20 protein-coding genes are annotated in these 17,495 nt (G+C 69.9%); 2 read left to right on the forward strand and 18 right to left on the reverse strand.

Annotation, left to right across the window (positions count from 1 at the left end):
* Positions 1 to 52: 52 nt before the first annotated feature.
* Both dnaE and QTI45_RS03995 read left to right on the forward strand, forming a co-directional pair.
* Positions 53 to 3,553, forward strand: coding sequence for a DNA polymerase III subunit alpha (dnaE, locus tag QTI45_RS03990; RefSeq protein ID WP_286653561.1), 3,501 nt, complete (start codon positions 53 to 55; stop codon positions 3,551 to 3,553).
* Between the two features lie 2 nt (positions 3,554 to 3,555).
* A complete protein-coding gene (locus tag QTI45_RS03995) occupies positions 3,556 to 4,116 on the forward strand; it encodes a phosphatase PAP2 family protein (protein ID WP_286653562.1) in 561 nt (186 codons plus the stop codon).
* A 5-nt stretch (positions 4,117 to 4,121) separates the two neighbouring features.
* Here QTI45_RS03995 and QTI45_RS04000 read toward each other — a convergent pair whose 3' ends face one another.
* From QTI45_RS04000 to QTI45_RS04080, 18 genes are all read right to left on the reverse strand, one after another.
* Positions 4,122 to 4,334, reverse strand: a complete 213-nt coding sequence (locus QTI45_RS04000; protein WP_286653563.1) for a type II toxin-antitoxin system HicB family antitoxin — start codon at positions 4,332 to 4,334, stop codon at positions 4,122 to 4,124.
* Between the two features lie 7 nt (positions 4,335 to 4,341).
* Complete coding sequence (locus tag QTI45_RS35315; RefSeq protein ID WP_353621286.1) at positions 4,342 to 4,587, reverse strand: type II toxin-antitoxin system HicA family toxin; 246 nt, start codon at positions 4,585 to 4,587, stop codon at positions 4,342 to 4,344.
* Entirely contained in the window at positions 4,479 to 5,447 is a 969-nt protein-coding gene (gene tolA, locus QTI45_RS04005; protein ID WP_286653564.1) for a cell envelope integrity protein TolA, read from the reverse strand. Before tolA ends, QTI45_RS35315 begins: the two co-directional genes overlap by 109 nt.
* Entirely contained in the window at positions 5,447 to 5,884 is a 438-nt protein-coding gene (locus tag QTI45_RS04010; protein WP_286653565.1) for an ExbD/TolR family protein, read from the reverse strand. The genes tolA and QTI45_RS04010 overlap by 1 nt, the downstream gene beginning before the upstream one ends.
* A gap of 16 nt (positions 5,885 to 5,900) precedes the next feature.
* Complete coding sequence (gene tolQ / locus QTI45_RS04015) at positions 5,901 to 6,614, reverse strand: protein TolQ (RefSeq protein WP_286367465.1); 714 nt, start codon at positions 6,612 to 6,614, stop codon at positions 5,901 to 5,903.
* Positions 6,611 to 7,063, reverse strand: coding sequence for a tol-pal system-associated acyl-CoA thioesterase (ybgC, locus tag QTI45_RS04020; RefSeq protein ID WP_286367466.1), 453 nt, complete (start codon positions 7,061 to 7,063; stop codon positions 6,611 to 6,613). Before ybgC ends, tolQ begins: the two co-directional genes overlap by 4 nt.
* Positions 7,064 to 7,067: 4 nt before the next feature.
* Positions 7,068 to 8,267, reverse strand: a complete 1,200-nt coding sequence (locus tag QTI45_RS04025; RefSeq protein WP_286653566.1) for a pyridoxal phosphate-dependent aminotransferase — start codon at positions 8,265 to 8,267, stop codon at positions 7,068 to 7,070.
* On the reverse strand, positions 8,264 to 8,797 hold the full coding sequence (gene nusB, locus QTI45_RS04030) for a transcription antitermination factor NusB (RefSeq protein WP_286367468.1): 534 nt from the start codon (positions 8,795 to 8,797) through the stop codon (positions 8,264 to 8,266). Before nusB ends, QTI45_RS04025 begins: the two co-directional genes overlap by 4 nt.
* Positions 8,794 to 9,258: a 6,7-dimethyl-8-ribityllumazine synthase gene (gene ribH, locus QTI45_RS04035; protein WP_286367469.1), complete on the reverse strand. Its 465-nt coding sequence runs from the start codon at positions 9,256 to 9,258 to the stop codon at positions 8,794 to 8,796. The genes nusB and ribH overlap by 4 nt, the downstream gene beginning before the upstream one ends.
* On the reverse strand, positions 9,258 to 10,418 hold the full coding sequence (ribBA, locus tag QTI45_RS04040; protein ID WP_286367470.1) for a bifunctional 3,4-dihydroxy-2-butanone-4-phosphate synthase/GTP cyclohydrolase II: 1,161 nt from the start codon (positions 10,416 to 10,418) through the stop codon (positions 9,258 to 9,260). The genes ribH and ribBA overlap by 1 nt, the downstream gene beginning before the upstream one ends.
* Positions 10,415 to 11,068: a riboflavin synthase gene (locus tag QTI45_RS04045; protein ID WP_286653567.1), complete on the reverse strand. Its 654-nt coding sequence runs from the start codon at positions 11,066 to 11,068 to the stop codon at positions 10,415 to 10,417. Before QTI45_RS04045 ends, ribBA begins: the two co-directional genes overlap by 4 nt.
* A gap of 43 nt (positions 11,069 to 11,111) precedes the next feature.
* Complete coding sequence (gene ribD, locus QTI45_RS04050) at positions 11,112 to 12,209, reverse strand: bifunctional diaminohydroxyphosphoribosylaminopyrimidine deaminase/5-amino-6-(5-phosphoribosylamino)uracil reductase RibD (protein WP_286653802.1); 1,098 nt, start codon at positions 12,207 to 12,209, stop codon at positions 11,112 to 11,114.
* A 65-nt stretch (positions 12,210 to 12,274) separates the two neighbouring features.
* A complete protein-coding gene (locus tag QTI45_RS04055; RefSeq protein WP_286653568.1) occupies positions 12,275 to 12,703 on the reverse strand; it encodes a type IV pilin protein in 429 nt (142 codons plus the stop codon).
* Entirely contained in the window at positions 12,700 to 14,862 is a 2,163-nt protein-coding gene (locus tag QTI45_RS04060) for a pilus assembly protein (protein WP_286653569.1), read from the reverse strand. Before QTI45_RS04060 ends, QTI45_RS04055 begins: the two co-directional genes overlap by 4 nt.
* Before the next feature lie 3 nt (positions 14,863 to 14,865).
* A complete protein-coding gene (locus tag QTI45_RS04065) occupies positions 14,866 to 15,471 on the reverse strand; it encodes a pilus assembly PilX family protein (RefSeq protein ID WP_286653570.1) in 606 nt (201 codons plus the stop codon).
* A gap of 9 nt (positions 15,472 to 15,480) precedes the next feature.
* On the reverse strand, positions 15,481 to 16,269 hold the full coding sequence (locus QTI45_RS04070; RefSeq protein ID WP_286653571.1) for a PilW family protein: 789 nt from the start codon (positions 16,267 to 16,269) through the stop codon (positions 15,481 to 15,483).
* Positions 16,256 to 16,810, reverse strand: a complete 555-nt coding sequence (locus tag QTI45_RS04075) for a prepilin-type N-terminal cleavage/methylation domain-containing protein (RefSeq protein ID WP_286653572.1) — start codon at positions 16,808 to 16,810, stop codon at positions 16,256 to 16,258. The genes QTI45_RS04070 and QTI45_RS04075 overlap by 14 nt, the downstream gene beginning before the upstream one ends.
* Complete coding sequence (locus QTI45_RS04080) at positions 16,804 to 17,370, reverse strand: GspH/FimT family pseudopilin (RefSeq protein WP_286653573.1); 567 nt, start codon at positions 17,368 to 17,370, stop codon at positions 16,804 to 16,806. Before QTI45_RS04080 ends, QTI45_RS04075 begins: the two co-directional genes overlap by 7 nt.
* Positions 17,371 to 17,495 lie beyond the last annotated feature (125 nt).

Consider the following 17,495-nt stretch of genomic DNA (forward strand, 5'->3'; position numbering starts at 1 on the left):
TGTAGGGATGCCCGCATCACATCGTGGAGGCAGCCTTTTCTACAATGGCCGGATGTTCGTTCACCTGCGCCTGCACACCGAGTTTTCCGTCGTCGACGGCACCAACCGCATCGATGAAGTCGTCAAGGCCGCGGCCGCCGACGGCCAGCCCTCGCTGGCGATCACCGACCTCAACAACCTCTTCGGCGCCGTCAAGTTCTACAAGGAGGCGCGCGGCAAGGGCGTCAAGCCGGTGCTGGGCGCCGAGGTCTACCTCGAAGGGCTGGGCGCCGAGCCCGGCGCTCTCACGCGCATCGTGCTGCTGGTGCAGAACAAGGAAGGCTATCTGCACCTGTCCGAACTGCTGGCGCGTGCCTGGACCCAGAACGTCGGCCGCGGCCAGGCCCAGGCGGCCTGCAAGCTGGCCTGGCTCGAAGAGCTGCAGGGCGGGCTGATCGCGCTGTCGGGCGCGCAGGCCGGGCCGCTGGGTGCGCCGCTGCTGCAGGGCCAGGAAGAGCGCGCGGCCGAGGTCGCGCTGCAGCTCGCCGGCCTGTTCCCGCACCGCTTCTACATCGAGCTGCAGCGGGCCGGCCGGCCCGAGGACGAGCCGCACGTGATCGCGGCCGTCAAGCTCGCCGCGCGCCTCAAGCTGCCGGTGGTCGCGACCCATCCGGTGCAGTTCGCCACCGCCGACGACTACGAGGCGCACGAGGCGCGGGTCTGCATTTCCGAAGGCGAGATCCTCGGCAACCCGCGGCGGGTGCGCAAGTTCACGCGCGAGCAGTACTTCAAGTCCTCGGCCGAAATGGCGCAGTTGTTCGCCGATGTGCCGAGCGCGCTGGCCAACACGGTCGAGATCGCCAAGCGCTGCAACCTCACGCTGGTGCTCGGCAAGCCGCAGCTGCCGAATTTCCCGACGCCCAACGGCATGCCGATCGAGGAGTACTTCCGGGTCGCCTCCTTCGAGGGGCTCGAAGAGCGCCTGGCGCACCTGTATCCGGACGCGGGCAAGCGCGATGCCGAGCGCCCGCGCTACGTCGAGCGGCTCGAGTTCGAGATCAACACCATCCTCAAGATGGGCTTCCCGGGCTACTTCCTGATCGTCGGCGACTTCATCAACTGGGCCAAGAAGAACGGCTGCCCGGTCGGTCCGGGCCGGGGCTCGGGCGCCGGCTCGCTGGTCGCCTATGCGCTCAAGATCACCGACCTCGACCCGCTCGAATACAAGCTGCTGTTCGAGCGTTTCCTGAACCCGGAGCGGGTCTCGATGCCCGACTTCGACATCGACTTCTGCCAGGGCAACCGCGACCGCGTCATCGATTACGTCAAGGACAAGTACGGCCGCGATGCGGTGAGCCAGATCGCCACCTTCGGCACCATGGCCGCACGGGCCGCGATCCGCGACGTCGGCCGCGTGCTCGACATGAGCTACATGTTCTGCGACGGCATCAGCAAGCTGATCCCGAACAAGCCGGGCAAGCCGGTGACGATCCAGTACCCGCCCGCTGACCTGTCGGAGGCCGACCGGGAAAAGTACGCCATCGCGGCGGAGCCGCAGCTCGCGGCCCGGATCGAGAAGGAAGAAGAAGTCCGCATGCTGGTCGAGCTGGCACAGAAGCTCGAAGGCATGACACGCAACATCGGCATGCACGCGGGCGGCGTGCTGATCGCGCCGGGCAAGCTCACCGACTTCTGCCCGCTCTACCAGCAGCCGGGCAGCGACTCGGCCGTGAGCCAGTACGACAAGGACGACGTCGAGGCCGTGGGCCTGGTCAAGTTCGACTTTCTGGGCCTGGCCACGCTGACCATCCTGGAGATCGCCAAGGACTTCATCGTCGCCCGCCACAAGGGCCAGGAGAACTTCGCCTTCGAGAACATTCCGCTCAACGACGTGCCCACGTACAAGCTGTTCTCCGAGGGCAAGACCGAGGCCGTGTTCCAGTTCGAATCGCGCGGCATGCAGGGCATGCTGAAGGACGCGCGGCCGACCCGGCTCGAAGACCTGATCGCGCTGAACGCGCTCTACCGTCCGGGCCCGATGGACCTGATCCCCAGCTTCGTGGCGCGCAAGCACGGGCGCGAGCCGGTCGAGTATCCGCACCCGCTGGTGGCCGAGATGCTCTCCGAGACCTACGGCATCATGGTCTACCAAGAGCAGGTGATGCAGACCGCGCAGATCCTCGGCGGCTACTCGCTCGGCGGCGCCGACCTCTTGCGCCGCGCGATGGGCAAGAAGAAGGCCGAGGAGATGGCCGAGCACCGCGAGATCTTCCGCAAGGGCGCGGCCAAGAACGACATCGACCAGAAGAAGGCCGACGAGATCTTCGACCTGATGGAGAAGTTCGCGGGCTACGGCTTCAACAAGTCGCACGCGGCCGCCTACTCGCTGCTGGCGTATCACACGGGTTGGCTCAAGGTCCACTACACGGCCGAGTTCTTCTGCGCCAACATGACGGTGGAAATGGATGACACCGACAAGCTCAAGGTGTTGTTCGAGGACGCGCAGAAGAACTTCGGCATGAGCTTCGAGCCGCCGGACGTGAACCGCGGCAACTACCGCTTCGAGCCGGTCGATGACCGCTCGATCCGCTACGGGCTCGGCGCCGTCAAGGGCACCGGCCAGCTCGCGGTCGAGGCGATCGTCAAGGCGCGCGAGGAGGGCGGCCCGTTCACGAGCCTGTTCGACTTCTGCGTGCGCGTGGATCGCCAGCGCATCAACAAGCGCACGGTCGAGGCGCTGATCAAGGCCGGCGCCTTCGATTCGCTGCAGCAGAACCGCGCCTCGCTGGTCGCTTCGGTCGACCGCGCCTTCGAGTTCGCCAACGCGACCCAGGCCAACGTGGCGCAGGCCGACATCTTCGGCGACTGCGAACACGGCTCGGCCACCCAGGAGCCCGAGCTCGTCGACGCCACGCCCTGGGGCGTCAAGGAACGGCTCACCTACGAGAAGACGGCGGTCGGCTTCTATCTCTCGGGCCACCTGTTCGACGAGGTGTCGCACGAGGTGCGGCGCTTCTGCAAGCGCCAGATCGACGACCTGCTCGACAGCCGCGATCCGCAAGTGATCGCGGGCATCGTGAGCGACTTCCGCGTCATCAACGGCCAGCGCGGCCGGCTCGCGATCTTCAAGCTCGACGACAAGTCGGGCGCGATCGACGCCACCGCCGACGAGGCGCTGTTCAACGCCAACCGCAACGTGCTCAAGGACGACGAACTGGTGATCGTGAGCGGCCGCCTGCAGCCCGGACGCGGCGGCTTCGAGGCCCGCTTCCAGGTGCAGCAGGTGTGGGACCTTGCCAGCGCGCGTTGCCGCTTCGGCAAGTTCCTGCGCGTCGCGGTCAACGGCAAGGCGCCGGACATCGCGCGGCTCGTGAAGGACTTCCCGCCGCGCACCGAGCAGAGCGAGCATGGCGACCTGCAGCAGGGGCTGGGCGTGCGCCTGTCGATGGCCCGCGGCGGTGCCCAGGTCGAGCTGCAGCTGGGCGAGCGCGCGAAGTTCTTCCCCACCGACGCGGCGCTGGCCAGCTGGATGGCGCAGGCCGACGCGGGCAGGGCGGCCGTGGTCTACGAGTAGCGATGGCCATGTGGTCTCTCGACCGCCAACTGTTCCTGCTGCTGAACGCCGACGCGGACGCGCATGAGTGGGTCGTCGAGTCGGGACACCTGCTGGCGGTCCACGCCCACTGGTTCTTGCTGGCGCTCCTGCTCGGCCTCGCGCTGCACCGCTGGCGGCCGGTCGTGCGGCCGGTCCTGGTCGGTTTGCTGGCGATCGCCATCGGCAGCCTGGCCTGCGAACTCATCGCGATGGTGTGGGACCGGCCACGTCCGTTCGAGAACGGCCTCGGCATTCCGCACATGATGCATGTCGGCAGCCCGTCCTTTCCCAGCAGCCATGCGACCGCCTACGTGGCGCTGGCCTGCTCGTTCCTGCTGGTTGCCAGATACCGCGCGGTCGGCGCCGTGCTGCTCGCGCTGGCGGGCCTCGTGAGCATCGCGCGCGTGGTGGTCGGGGTGCACTATCCGCTGGACATCGCGGTCGGCGTGGCGATCGGGTGCTTGGCAGCGATCGCTGCGCACTTCCTGATCGCACAACTGCCCGGCATTGCCAATTCCAGGTCGGATCACGAACTCCTGTAGGAGCTCTACGCCTCAACCTCCACGTACTCGACCTGGCTGGCGGGTTCGGGGACCGGCAGGCCATCTTCGCGCAGCCCGTCGATGTGGAATGCGATCGCTTCCTTGATTTCCGCTTCGACCTCGGCGACCGTTTCCCCGGTGGCCACGCAGCCCGGAAGATCCGGAACGTAGGCAGAGTAGTTGCTCTGGGCTTTCTCGATAACGACGGCGTAGCGCATAGGGACCTCACGATTTCAGATCGGCTTGCTTCCGGATGCTGTTCAGGGTCCCAGGTGCGAGATCGGCGCTGGGTTTGCCCGCGACAGTCACACGGCCGGGCTTGCTCGCGTGCTTGAACTCCTGGTACGCCTTTGCAGGCGGGCTCAGCGCTTCGGCCGCAGCGTCACGATCAGCCGTGGCGGCACCGTGCCGTCGATGTCGCGCGGCAGCTTTTCGGTCTTCTGCAAGGCGCGCAGGGCGGCGTCGTCCCAGTTCGCGAGCCCGCTCGACTTGACCAGCTGCGGGGTGCCGACGATGGTGCCGTCGGGTGCCAGCCGGACATCGAACTCGGCGCCCGGATTGCCGCTCACCAGGTCGGCATCGGGAAACACGACATTGGGCCGCACCGCCGCGGCGACCTTGCCGCCATAGCTGCCCGAAGGGCCCGACGACCTGGCCGCCGTGCCTTCGCCGCCCGAGCCGGCCATTGCCTGCATGCGCTTCAGAGTGGCCGCGCGGTCGGCCGCGGCCTGCGCCGCCTGCTTGGCCTCGGCTTCCTTCTTCTTCGCGGCTTCGGCCTGCTTGGCGGCCTCGGCCTCCTGCTTGCGCTTCTGGTCGGCGAGCTTCTTCTGCTCTTCCTTCTTGCGCTCGGCCTCGTCCTCGGCGCGCTCGCGGGCCTCGGCCTCGCGCTTTTCCTGGGCCGCCTTCTTGGCCGCCTCGAGCTTCTTCTGCTGCTGGGCCTGCTGCTCGAGTTCGCGCTCGCGCTCTTTCTGCTCCTTGAGCTTCTTTTCGCGCTCGAGGGCGATGTCGGGCTGTTTCGGCACCGGCGTCGGGTCCGGCGGCCTGACCGCCTGGGGCGGTGGCGGGGGCGGCGGAGGGGGTGGTGGGGCCGGCGTCGGGGTCGGCGGCGGCGGCACGGGGACCGGCGCCACGGCGCGCGGCGCGGCCTGCTGCACGGTGGTCGACCACAGCTCGGCCTCGACCGCATCGTTCTCGGCCTCGCGCCGCCAGCTCACGCCCCAGGTCAGGGCCGCGATCAGCAAGGCGTGGGCGATCAGCGCCAGCACCACGGCGCGCGGCGTGCCGCGCTGCGGCGGCGGAGCGAATTCGGGACGGTCGGCGGCCAGCGACATCACTTCGCGCCGGTGGTCTGGACCGACAGGCCGACGCGCTCGATGCCGCTGCGCTTGAGCTGGTTCATGGCCTTCACCACGGTCTCGTACTTGACGGACTTGTCGGCGCTGATGACCACCGGCCGGTCGGCGTCGCCGCCCTGGGCCTGCTTGGCGGCGGCGCCGATCTGGGTCATCGGGATCGAGGTGCCGCCGCTGCCGGTGGACGGGTCCTTCTTGACCTGTACCTCGTCATCGCTCTTGATCACGATCTCGATCGGGCGATCGGGCTGCTTGTTGGCCTTGTCGACGCTCGGCAGGTTGATGACGCTCGGCGTGATCAGCGGCGCCGTGACCATGAAGATGATCAGCAGCACCAGCATCACGTCGATGAACGGGACCATGTTGATCTCGTTGATCGTGCGGCGGCCGCGGCCGCGGGAGGACATGGCGGGCATGGTGCGGTGCTCCGGTTCAGCGGCCGGCCGGGGTCACCGTCGCCGGGCTCACGTGGGCCGTCAGGTTGCGCTGCAGGATGTTCGAGAACTCTTCGATGAAGGTCTCGAGGGCGATCGCGATCTTGTCGATCTCGCGGGCGAAGCGGTTGTAGGCGACGACCGCCGGGATCGCCGCGAACAGGCCGATCGCGGTGGCGACCAGCGCCTCGGCGATGCCGGGCGCCACGGTGGAGAGCGTCACCTGCGCCAGTGCCGCGAGGCCGGTGAAGGCATGCATGATCCCCCAGACCGTGCCGAACAGGCCCACATAGGGCGAGACCGAGCCGACCGTGGCGAGGAAGGACAGGTTCTGCTCGACCGCATCGAGCTCGCGCTGGTAGCTGGCGCGCATGGCGCGGCGCGAGCCGTCGAGCAGGGTGCCGGTGTCGGACACGTGGCGCTCGCGCAGCTTCTGGTATTCGCGCATGCCGGAGGCGAAGATGCGCTCCATCGGGCCGGCGAACTTGGCGTTCTGGGCCGCCGAGGAAAACAGCTCGTTGAGGCTGGTGCCGGACCAGAAGTCGCGCTCGAACTCCTCGTTGAGCGAGCGGGTGCGCTTGAGCGCGAAGTACTTGCGGAAGATGGCCGCCCAGCTGGCGACGGACACCACGATCAGCAGCAGCACCACGAGCTGCACCGGCAGGCTGGCGTGGAGCAGGAGGGAGAGTATCGACAGGTCTTGTTGATTCATGGCTTGAGAGGTTGAGACATGGAGCCCGCGAAGCGCTCGAGGGTTCCCGAAACCTGGCGCGGGATGCGTGCGGGCCGCAGGCTGGCCGCATCGACCCAGCCGATGCGGATCGTGCCTTCGCACAGCAGGGCAGGGCCCGATGCTGCGTCTTGCTCCGAATTTGATAGCACGCGCTGGGCGATTATCAGTGACGCCGAGCCGATTTGACGCAGCTCGGCTGTAACCAGCAGTTCGTCGTCGAGCCGGGCCGGACGGTGGTACTTGAGCTGCGTCTCGCTGACCACGAAGATGCCGCCCGTGTCCTCGCGCAGCTGGCGCTGGGCGATGCCCAGGGAGCGCAGCCACTCGGTGCGGGCGCGCTCCATGAACTTCAGGTAGTTGGCATAGAACACGATGCCACCGGCATCGGTGTCCTCCCAGTAGACGCGGATGGGCAGCGCGAAGCTCATTCGGTCAGGCGGCAACGGCGGCGCCGGCCCAGGCGCGCAGGCGGGCCACCGACTCCTCGAGGTGCGCCATCGAACTGGCGGTCGAGAAGCGGATGAAGCGTCCGGTCTGGTCGCTGCCGAAGTCGCGTCCGGGCGTGACCGCGACATGGGCCTGCTTCATGGCCTCGAAGGCGAAATCCCAGCTGCCGTCGATGCCGAGCTTCTCGGCCAACGTGGAGCAGTCGGCCCAGGCGTAGAAGGCACCGTCGGGCATCACCGGCACCTGGAGCCCCAGCGCGTTCAGCTGCGGGATGAACCAGTCGCGGCGCGCCTTGAACTGCGCCCGCCGACGCTCGTACTCGGCGATGCTGTCGGCCTCGAAGCAGGCCAGCGCCGCGTATTGGGACACGGTGCTGGCGCAGATGAACAGGTTCTGCGCCAGACGTTCGATCGCCGGCACCAGCGCATCGGGCACCACCAGCCAGCCGAGCCGCCAGCCGGTCATGTTGAAGTACTTGCTGAAGCTGTTGATGCTGATGACCTGGTCGTCGATCGCCAGCGCGGTCTGGCCGAACTGGTCGTCGTAGGAAAGCCCCAGGTAGATCTCGTCGATCAGCGTGATGCCGCCGCGGGCGCTCACGACCTCGTGGATGCGGCGCAGTTCGTCGGGCGCGATCGAGGTGCCGGTCGGGTTCGACGGCGAGGCCAGCAGCACGCCGCGGGTGCGCTCGGTCCAGGCCGCTTCGACCTTGGCGGCGCTGAGCTGGAAGCGCTCGGCCGCGGTGGTCGGCACCAGCACCGCGCGGCCGTCGGCCGCGGTCACGAAGTGGCGGTTGCAGGGGTAGCTCGGGTCGGGCAGCAGCATCTCGTCGCCGGCCTCGATCAGGGCCAGGCAGGCCAGCTGGAGCGCGGCCGAGGCGCCGGCCGTGATGACGATGCGGCGGGCCGGCACGTCGACCTTGAAGCGCTCGGCGTACCAGCCGCTGATGCGTTCGCGCAGGTGGTCGAGGCCGGTGGCCTGGGTGTACTGCGTGGCGCCGGCACGCACCGCGCGCGCGGCCGCTTCCTGCACCAGCGGCGGCGCCGTGAAGTCGGGCTCGCCGATGTTCAGGAAGATCATCGGCCGGTCGGTGTGGGCGACTTCCCGCGCCAGCTTCGACGCCGCCTTCGCCACTTCCATGACATAGAAGGGCTCGATCCGTTCGGCTCGCTGCGAAATCCTCATGGCTTCGCCTTGCCCGACAAGCGGTCCGCCTCCACCTCGTCGGGACGCAGTTGGGGCGCCAGGCCATTGAGCACCGCATTCACGTACTTGTGGCCGTCGGTGCCGCCGAATTCTTTCGCCAGCTCGATGCACTCGTTGAGCACCACGCGCCAGGGCACGTCCAGGCAATGCTTGAACTCGTAGACGCCGATCCACATCACGCCGTGCTCGATCGGCGAGATCTCCTCGAGCTTGCGGTCGAGCAGCGGCACGATCAGGGCGTCGAGCTCGTCGGCGCTTTCGATGGATCCGTGCAGCAGCGCGTCGTAGTGCGCCGCGTCGGCCTTGTGGAAGCCGGCCAGGTCACGCGTGAACTGGTCGATCGAGGCGGCGTCGTTGCGCCCCACCAGGTGCTGGTAGAGGGCCTGCAAGGCGAACTCGCGGGCCCGGCTGCGGTTCGACTTGGCGGCGGCCTTGCGCGCCCCGGTGCTGGTGAGCCCGGTGCGGGTCTGGCGCGGCTTGCCGCTGGGTGCTTGGGTGTCGTCGGTCATGAAAGGGTGGCGAGCAGCTGCGCCATCTCGACGGCCACGCGCGCGGCGTCGCGGCCCTTGTCGGTCTGTCGTGCCACGGCCTGCTCGAGGTTCTCGGTGGTCAGGATCGCGTTGGCGATCGGGATGCGGTAGTCGAGCGCCAGCCGGCTCACGCTGGCGCCGGACTCGTTGGCCACCAGTTCGAAGTGGTAGGTCTCGCCGCGGATGATGCAGCCCAGCGCGATCAGGGCGTCGTAGCTTTCGCGCTCGGCCAGCGCCTGCAGCGCGACCGGGACTTCGAGCGCGCCGGGCACGCTCAGGTGTTCGATGTCGGCATCGGCGACGCCGAGTGCCGCGAGTTCGTCCCGGCAGGCCTTGGCCAGCGCGTCCGTGATCTCTTCGTTGAAACGCGCCTGCACGATCCCGATGCGCAGGCCCTTGCCGTCGAGCGCGACGTCGGCGCCCTTGTTCGCGTGTTGCATCAGAGTTGTTCTTTCGTGATGTAGCCGGCGATCTCGAGCCCGTAGCCTGCGGCCATGCTCGGCATGCGGCGCGGCGTGCCGAGCAGATTCATCTTGTGGACGCCGCACTCGCGCAGGATCTGGGCGCCGATGCCGTAGCTGCGCAGGTCCATGCGGCCGCGTTCGGGCGCCTGCGCCGGCCGCGCCGTGCCGTCGAACTGCGACAGCAGCTCGGCGCCGGTCTCGCCGCAGTTCAGCAGCACCGCCACGCCCTTGCCCTGGGCCGCGAGATGCGCCAGGCTGGCGTCGAGGCTCCACGAGTGCAGCGCGCGGTTGAGTTCGAGCGCGTCGAGCACCGACAGCGGTTCGTGCACGCGCACGTCGACCGTGTCGTCGACGCTCCACTTGCCGCGCACCAGTGCCAGGTGGACGCCGTTGCTGGGCTTGTCCTTGAAGGCGTGGGCCGTGAACGGGCCCCAGGCGGTCTGGATCTCCCGGCAGCCGACCTTCTCGACCAGGGTCTCGGTGCGGCTGCGGTGTTCGATCAGGGCGGCGATGGTGCCGATCTTGATGTCGTGCTCGGCCGCGAACAGCTGCAGGTCGGGCAGGCGCGCCATCGTGCCGTCCTCGTTCATCACCTCGCAGATCACCGATGCCGGCGAGCAGCCGGCCATGGCCGCCAGGTCGCAGCCGGCCTCGGTATGGCCGGCCCGCATCAGCACGCCGCCGTCGACCGCCTGCAGCGGGAAGATGTGGCCCGGCTGGACCAGGTCGGCCGCGACCGCGTCGGGCGCCACCGCGGCCTGGACCGTGCGCGAACGATCGGCGGCCGAGATGCCGGTGGTCACGCCCTCGGCGGCTTCGATCGAGACCGTGAAGGCGGTCGAGTGCTTGGCGCCGTTGCGCGCCACCATCGGCGGCAGTTGCAGCCGCTCGCACATTTCGCGCGAGAGCGTGAGGCAGATCAAGCCGCGCGCATGGCGGGCCATGAAGTTGATCGCCTCGGGCGTGACATGGTCGGCGGCCAGCACGATGTCGCCTTCGTTCTCGCGGTCTTCCTCGTCGACCAGGATCACCATGCGGCCGGCGCGCAGCTCGGCCACGATGTCTTCGACCGGGGATATCGGTGCGGGCGCACGGCCGCTGCGCGGGGCGCCGATCGGCGTGACGGATGCATTCATGGGAGCTTGTCTTGGGTTGGAGTTTGGATGGCGCCGGCCTGGAGCATGCGCTCCACGTAGCGGGCGACGGTGTCGATCTCGAGGTTGACCCGGCTGCCTGCCGAGAGGCCGCCCAGCGCGGTGTTCTCGACCGTGTGCGGGATCAGGTTGATGCTGACCTCGCTGCCGTCGGCGACGTCGCTGACGCTGTTGACCGTGAGGCTGACGCCGTTGATCGTGATCGAGCCCTTGTAGGCCAGGAAGCGCGCCAGCGCGTGCGGTGCGAGCACGCGCAGCTCCCAGCTTTCGCCGACCGGCTCGAAGCGGCGCACCGTGCCGATGCCGTCGACGTGGCCGGACACGATGTGGCCGCCGAGCCGGTCGCTGGCACGCAGCGCCTTCTCGAGGTTGACCCGTGTCTGCGCCTCCGACAGGCCGGCGGTCTTGTCTAGCGATTCGGCCGAGATGTCGATGGTGAACAGCTTTTGCGCCGGGTCGAGCGTGGTGACGGTCATGCAGGCGCCGTTGAGCGCGATGCTGTCGCCGAGCCCGACGTCGTCGAGATAGCCGTCGGGCACCGCAATGCTGAGACGCTTGCCGTGGGAGGAAGAACTGCCGAGGTCGTGGACGGCGGCGATGCGCCCCACGCCGGTGATGATTCCGGTGAACATCGCCGCATTTTCGCAGAGATGCGGCAGGCTCCCGGCCGGAGGCCTAAAACTTGTCCCGGCCGGCGACGCGGGCGACGATCCGGAGATCGGGCCCGACTGCGTCGAAGGAGGTGAATTCGAGCGCCATGACGTCGGTCAGCGCGCTCAGCGCGCCGCCTGCGTAAGGCCGGCTGGCGATGCCGAGGCCATCGCCGATGAACTTGGGCGCCAGGTACAGCAGGATCTCGTCGACCAGCCCTTCTCGCATCAGCGAGCCATTGAGCTTGTGGCCGGCCTCGACATGCAGCTCGTTGACTTCGCGCCGGGCCAGGTCGCCGAGCAGGGCGGCCAGGTCGACCTTGCCGTCGGCGTTGGCCAGGCAGTGCACGCTGGCGCCGCGGGCTTCGAGCGCCCGCGCCTTGACGTCGTCGCGCTCGGCGGCATAGATCCAGACCGGGCGCTCGATCTCGAACAGCCGCGCGTCGGGCGGCGTCTGCAGGCGGCTGTCGACGATCACCAGCGGCGGCTGGCGCGTCGTTTCGACCAGCCGGACGTCGAGCCGCGGGTCGTCCTCGATCACCGTGCCCACCCCGGTCAGGATGGCGCCGGCGCGGGCGCGCCAGGCGTGGCCGTCGGTGCGCGCCTTTTCGGAGGTGATCCATTGGCTGGTGCCGTTTTCGAGCGCGGTCTTGCCATCGAGCGAAGCTGCGGCCTTGAGACGGACCCAGGGCGACTTGCGGGCCATCCGGCTGAAGAATCCGAGGTTGAGCTCGCGCGCCTCGGCGGCCAGCTGCCCGATCTGGACGTCGACGCCGGCGGCGCGCAGGCGTTCGAAGCCCTGGCCCGCGACCAGCGGATTCGGGTCGGCGATCGAAGCCACGACCCTGCGGATGCCGGCCTCGACCAACGCATCGCAGCAGGGGCCGGTGCGGCCGTGGTGGGCGCAGGGCTCGAGCGTCACGAAAGCGGTCGCGCCGGCCGTCGATGCGCCGCGCGCCGCGGCATCGCGCAGCGCCATCACCTCGGCGTGCGGGCCACCGGTGCGTTGGGTATGTCCGCTGCCGACGATCCGGCCGTCGGCGGCCAGGATGACGCAGCCGACGGCCGGATTCGGGGGCGCCGTGGTGCTGGCCGCGCGGGCCAGCGACAGGGCCAGGCGCATCGCTTCGTCGGCGGTCAATGGCGAACTCGGGGCAGGCGTCGGGGTCATGCGAAGGAGGGGTGTTTTCAGCGGTTCCAGCATTCCGCCTGGAGTTCGTCCGCAGCGCCGGCGGCGGCGAGCCCGCGCACACCGGCGTGGTCGAGTGTGTAGCCGCCGCACCGGTCGCCGGCTTGGGTGCCCAGAGGAAGTGCGGTCAAAGTGTAGCCGCTGCCCTGGGCGTCGGCGGGCTCGAAGACGATCCGGTAGCTGCCCGAAGGGACGGACCGCAGGCTTTCGGGAAAGTCCGCGGGGTCGTCTGGATAGCGGCCGGTGGCGGTCGCTGCGCGCTCGAGCCAGTGTGCCGCCTGCAGCAGCCCGGCGCGGGCCTCCGCGCGCAGAGCGCGCTGCACATGGGCCTGGTAGCTGGGCAGTGCCAGCGCCGCCAGGATGGCGACCAGCGCCAGCACCACCAGCAGTTCGATCAGCGTGAAGCCGGGCTGCCAGCGGCGCGTCATTGCAGTTGCCGCCAACCCGGGCGCAGCAGGATGCTCCCCAGGCGTTGCATCGGCGGCGCCACCGCCTGGCCGGGCGCGGAGATCGATCTCTCGAGCCGGTCGCTCCGGATGCCGATGCCGAGGCCGGTTTCCAGCCGCGAAGGCTGGCCGCCGATGGCGGCCGGCAGGTGGGCGTAGAGCGTCGACCGGGGCGCCGAGCCGTTGTGGATGTCGAGTGTGGTGCGAAAGCGCCTGGCGGGCGTCGGCGGCAGGTCGAGGCTGCTGCCGGGCGCAGGCACCTGGCTCCAGACATCGATCAGGTCGCCCTCGAACCAGCCCGGGTTCTGCAGCACGCGCTCGCCCGGCAGTGGCAGGTCGAGGAACCAGCCACGCCGCGCTTCGCTGCCGGCGTACGGCACCGGCCGCGATGACACGGTGCCGGCGCCGTGGGCGTCGTCCAGCTGCACGCTCTGGGCGACCAGGCCCGTGCGCCCGTTGGCGACGGGCCCCCGGCCGGTGCCGAAGCGCGGTGCCGGTTCGCCGGCCTGGCCGGCCGTGGCATGGCGCAGGATCGGCGTGTCGTCGTGGATCCCGTAGATCGTCTGTCCCTGGAGACCCGGACCGTCGGCGGGCGCGTTTCGACGGCCGGTGCCGAAGGCCACGATCAGACCGCCTTGCGGATGGGCCTTCCAGACCGGCGCCGCGGTGATCGGCTGGCGAATGGCCGCGGACGCGTCGCGCGCCACGAACAGCGGAGCGCCGTCGAACGCGGTCTTCCAGCTTCCTGCGGTTGCCGCGCGGAGGTCGAACTTCCACAGGTTGCCGAGCAGGTCGCCCGCGTAGGCGACATCGGCCGTGCCGTTGCCGTCGAGATCGATCAGCCGCGGCACGCCGAGCCCGTTGCCCGGGCCGGGGGCGGCGCTGATGCCGAGCAACTCGCGGTTGCGGTCGAGGTACTGGACCAGCAGCACCGCGGCCCCGCTGGCGCTGCGCTCGCCGTTGCCGATCACCAGCGCCCAGCGGCCGTCGTTCATGGGGGTGATCTGGCGGCTGATCGAAGGATCGCCGGCTTCGGTCGCGGGCTCGCCCATGATCTCGCCGATGTCGTCGTCCAGGCTCGTGGCCGCGCTGCGATCCAGCACGACCACGCGTTCGGCGCGGGTTCGAGCGAACGCCGCCGGGTCGGTGACGTCGAGCACGAAGTAGCCCCTGCCGCCGGCGCCGAGGAAGCCGGCGAGGTAGCTACGCCAGCCGCCGGGATCGCGTGTGCCCGGCGCGCCCAGGTACAGGTCGCCGACCAGGGGCGAGCCGTCGACCAGCGGCGCTGGCCGCCAGTCCGGACGGGTGAGTCGGGCCAACCGGGCGTGCAGGCCTTCAGGGACGTAGGCGATTCTTTCCTCGCCGGTGCTGGCGTCGAAGCCGTGCAGCATGCCGTCGCCGGCGCCCACGTAAAGCATTGGCGGGCGCGCGGCCAGGGCGCGGCGGAAGCCGGCGTGGTCTTCGGTCGAGTAGGCCGCGGCCGGCGCCGGTTGGTGCCAGAGCCTGGAATTCACGATCTCGCCATGTCGGGAGCTGCGGCGCCGCAGCGGCCCGCCCGGATTTCCCCCTTGCTCCTTGCCGCGGTCGCCGCGCAGGTAGGCCAGGCGGTCCTTGGCGTTGGCCTCCGCAGCGGCAGGGTCCGATGCGCCGTCTTCTGGGTCCATGAGCGCCGACTGCTGGGCCGGCGACAGCGAAGCCCATTCCCAGGGAATGCCGACGGCGGGCACACCGCTGCCGGTGCTGCGGGCCGAAAGCACGACGCGGGCCGCCGGCCAGTCGTCGCCGTGGGCGTCCATGACGGAGGCGGTGGAACGGGGCCGCGCGGGGCGGGCGGGCTCGGCGTCGGTGGCGGCGGTCGCCGGCAGTTCGCCCCACAGTCCGCGCGCATCCGCTGTCGGGCTGCCGGGCCGGAGCGCGTAGCCGGTGACCGATCCGGTCCAGCCGGCGGTGTCATAGCCGGCCGCGAACAGCGCAGCCGCATGGCGGTCCGAGCGCGCACTGGCGGCCAGCGAACTCAGGTGCGCCGTGGTCCGCTGCGTTGGCGGCGAGCCCGGTGGCGCGTCGAGCACCTCTGCGGTGGCGGCGGCGGCCCCGATGGCCGTGGCGAATGCCGAGGCCTGCTTCACAAGTGCCCGTCTCATGGCTCAGGACCTCGTCTTCTTGCGCACCAGCGTGCTCTGGATCACGGCTTGCGTCGCTGGCTTGCGTCCCTTGCCCACGGCCGTGACCCGGTAGATGTACGGCTGGTCGGCATCGGGGGCCAGCCGCTCGGCCTCGCCGCCTGCCGTCGCCGCCGAAGTGTCGTAGTGCAGCAGTTCGACCCAGTACCAGCCCTGCGTCCGCGAAACCGCGACCTTCTTCATGGCCTCGAGTGCCGCGCGATCGCCCCAGAAGCGCGGCGGAATCCGGTCGGGGATGCAAAGGCCTGCGGCGCACGAAGGGGTGGACGTGCCGAGCCGGGCCTGCAGGGCGATCAGTTCGGCACGGCTTCGGGGGTAGGTGTGCCGGTCGTTCGAAGCCGCCGCGGGCAGGCTCGAATCCTCGCGCCGGATCTCGGATTCGGCCTCGCGAAGGAGCGCCTGCGCCCCCTCGAGCGCGCGCTGGTAGTCGCTCTCGTTGCCGGTCGCCGCCTCGTCCAGCAGCGCCGTGCGCGAGGCCGTGAGCACCAGCAGCGTGGCCAGCAGCGCCGTGACCATCACGACCGGCAGCGAGAAGCCGGCTTGCGATCGTGCGATGGGCGTGGCGAGCATGCGTCCGCCCTACCGGGTCCGCAGGTGAAAGAGGTTGCGAAAGACCAGGTGCGTTCGGCCGCCGTGCGGTCTGTCGTCGCCGGCGCAGCCGCGGTAGGACCCGGTGGCCTTCGGGCCCTGCTCGTCGCCGCGCAGGTCGAGGCAGATCTCGATCGCGGTCACGGAGGACCAGAGATTCGCGGCTTGGACCTCGCTGGCGTCCATGTGCCGGATGCCGGCGCCGCTGTCGACCCGGTAGTCGACCTGGAAATCGGCGACGTTGCCGATCACGGGCTGCGAGGTCTTGATGCCGCGGCACAGCAGTTGTCCCTTGGCGTCGAGCGAAAAGGCGGCGCGGACCTGCTCCTGCTCCTGGTTGTCGACATTGGTCCCGGTGCAGTCGTATTGGGCCCAGTTCCTCGGCGAGCCGCTGCCTGCGGGCCAGCGGCCTCGCGCGTAGCCGATCGATACGCTGTCGGACCGGCCACCCGCGCCTTCGGTGCCGGCGACCGAAGGCGCGGTTTCGCCAGGCCCCGCGGGCTCGACGCCGAAGGCGTGGAGCCCGGTGGCTTCGTCGCGCCAGGGCTCCAGCGTGCTCGCCTGGCGCAACTGCTGGCCGATGACCTGCAGCGCATGCGAGCCCTGCTGCTGCAACTGGCTCAGGTCGCTGATGCTGGCGGCCGCGCTGCGGGTCAGCAGCAGCGTGGAGAAGGCGGTGGCGATCACGAGCAGGCCGACCGCCATGCCGGCCAGCAGTTCGACCAGGCTCAGGCCGCATTGCCGGCGGCGCGGGCCTGCATGGGGGTCAAGGACTGACATGGCCGAGATGACAAAGGAGCCCGGCGGGGCAGCGCACGCCGGCCACAAGGGGACCGGCATTGAACGGGGCGTCGAACGCTGCGTCGGACCCCGCACGCGCGCTGCCGCGCCAGGCGACCATCACGCCCAGCGTCCGCGCATCCATGGGCGGCGGATCGGGGCTCGTCTCGAACACCATGCCGCGGCCCTGGGGCAGGGTGGCCGCAATGGCCTGTTTCCAGCCGACGATGTCCAGCCGCGCGAGCGTGGCGGCGTCGCATGCGGCGTCGCGGCAGGCTGGCGACGGTGCCGGCAGCTCCCACTGGCCGGCCTCGGCCGGCAAGGGGCGCATCCCGAGGGGATGGGCGCGGATGCGTTCGCCCAGGTCCTCGATCAGGCGGATCGCTTGGGCGCGATGAACGGTGGTCCGGGCATCGGCCAGCGCACGAAGCTGCACGCCGAGCAGGCCGAAGGCGACCAAGGCCAGCAGGGTCAGCGAGACCAGTGATTCGAGCAGCGTGATGCCCTGCTGCAGGTGCGGGCGGCCGGCGCGGTTCAGCATCTGTCGGTGCCGTGAAGGGTCTGGAGCCGGCCAGCGGACGACATGCACATGACCCTCGCGGCCTTGTCGTCGCTGCTGCGCTCGGGCCTCAGCGTGAAGCGGAAGGCGCCCAGGTTGTGAAAGCGGCCCGAGCGGTTGAGGTTCAGGTAGGTCGAAGGGGCGGCGACGCTGACCGTCGCCTGTACGCCGCGGGGCGCCGGCCAGGCCTGGATCAAGGCCTCGCCGGGGTCGTGCCGCCCGTTGCCGTCGGTGTCGGCGAACAGCGTCCAGCCGCAGCTCCAGTCCTGCTCGCTCGCCGGCGTGCATCCGCCGCCCGAAGCCCGGCGCAGCGTGACGCCGCCGCCGCGCCGGATGGCCTCCGATCGCGCCGTGTAGAGGGCGGAACGCAGGCCTTCCTCGGCAGCGCGCAGGCGGTAGCGCTCGAGGGTCCGGCCGAAGCCCGGCATCGCGAGCCCGGCCAGGACCGCAACGATCGCGAGCACCGCCAGCACCTCGACCAGCGTGAAGCCGGACATCGGCGCGACGGGCGCGAAACGGGAAAGGGGGGCGGACTCGGGCATGACGGCCCGGATGCTAGAAGGCGTCGCGCCGTCCGTGGCGGCCAGGCGCCTGCCGGGCCGCACGCGCGGGCGAGCGGTGGCTGGCTGCTCCGCTGTGACGATTCAGGACGAAGTTGGCGGCAAGC

Origin of the sequence: Variovorax saccharolyticus (assembly GCF_030316765.1) — a bacterium.
In the GTDB taxonomy this organism is placed as follows: domain Bacteria; phylum Pseudomonadota; class Gammaproteobacteria; order Burkholderiales; family Burkholderiaceae_C; genus Variovorax; species Variovorax saccharolyticus.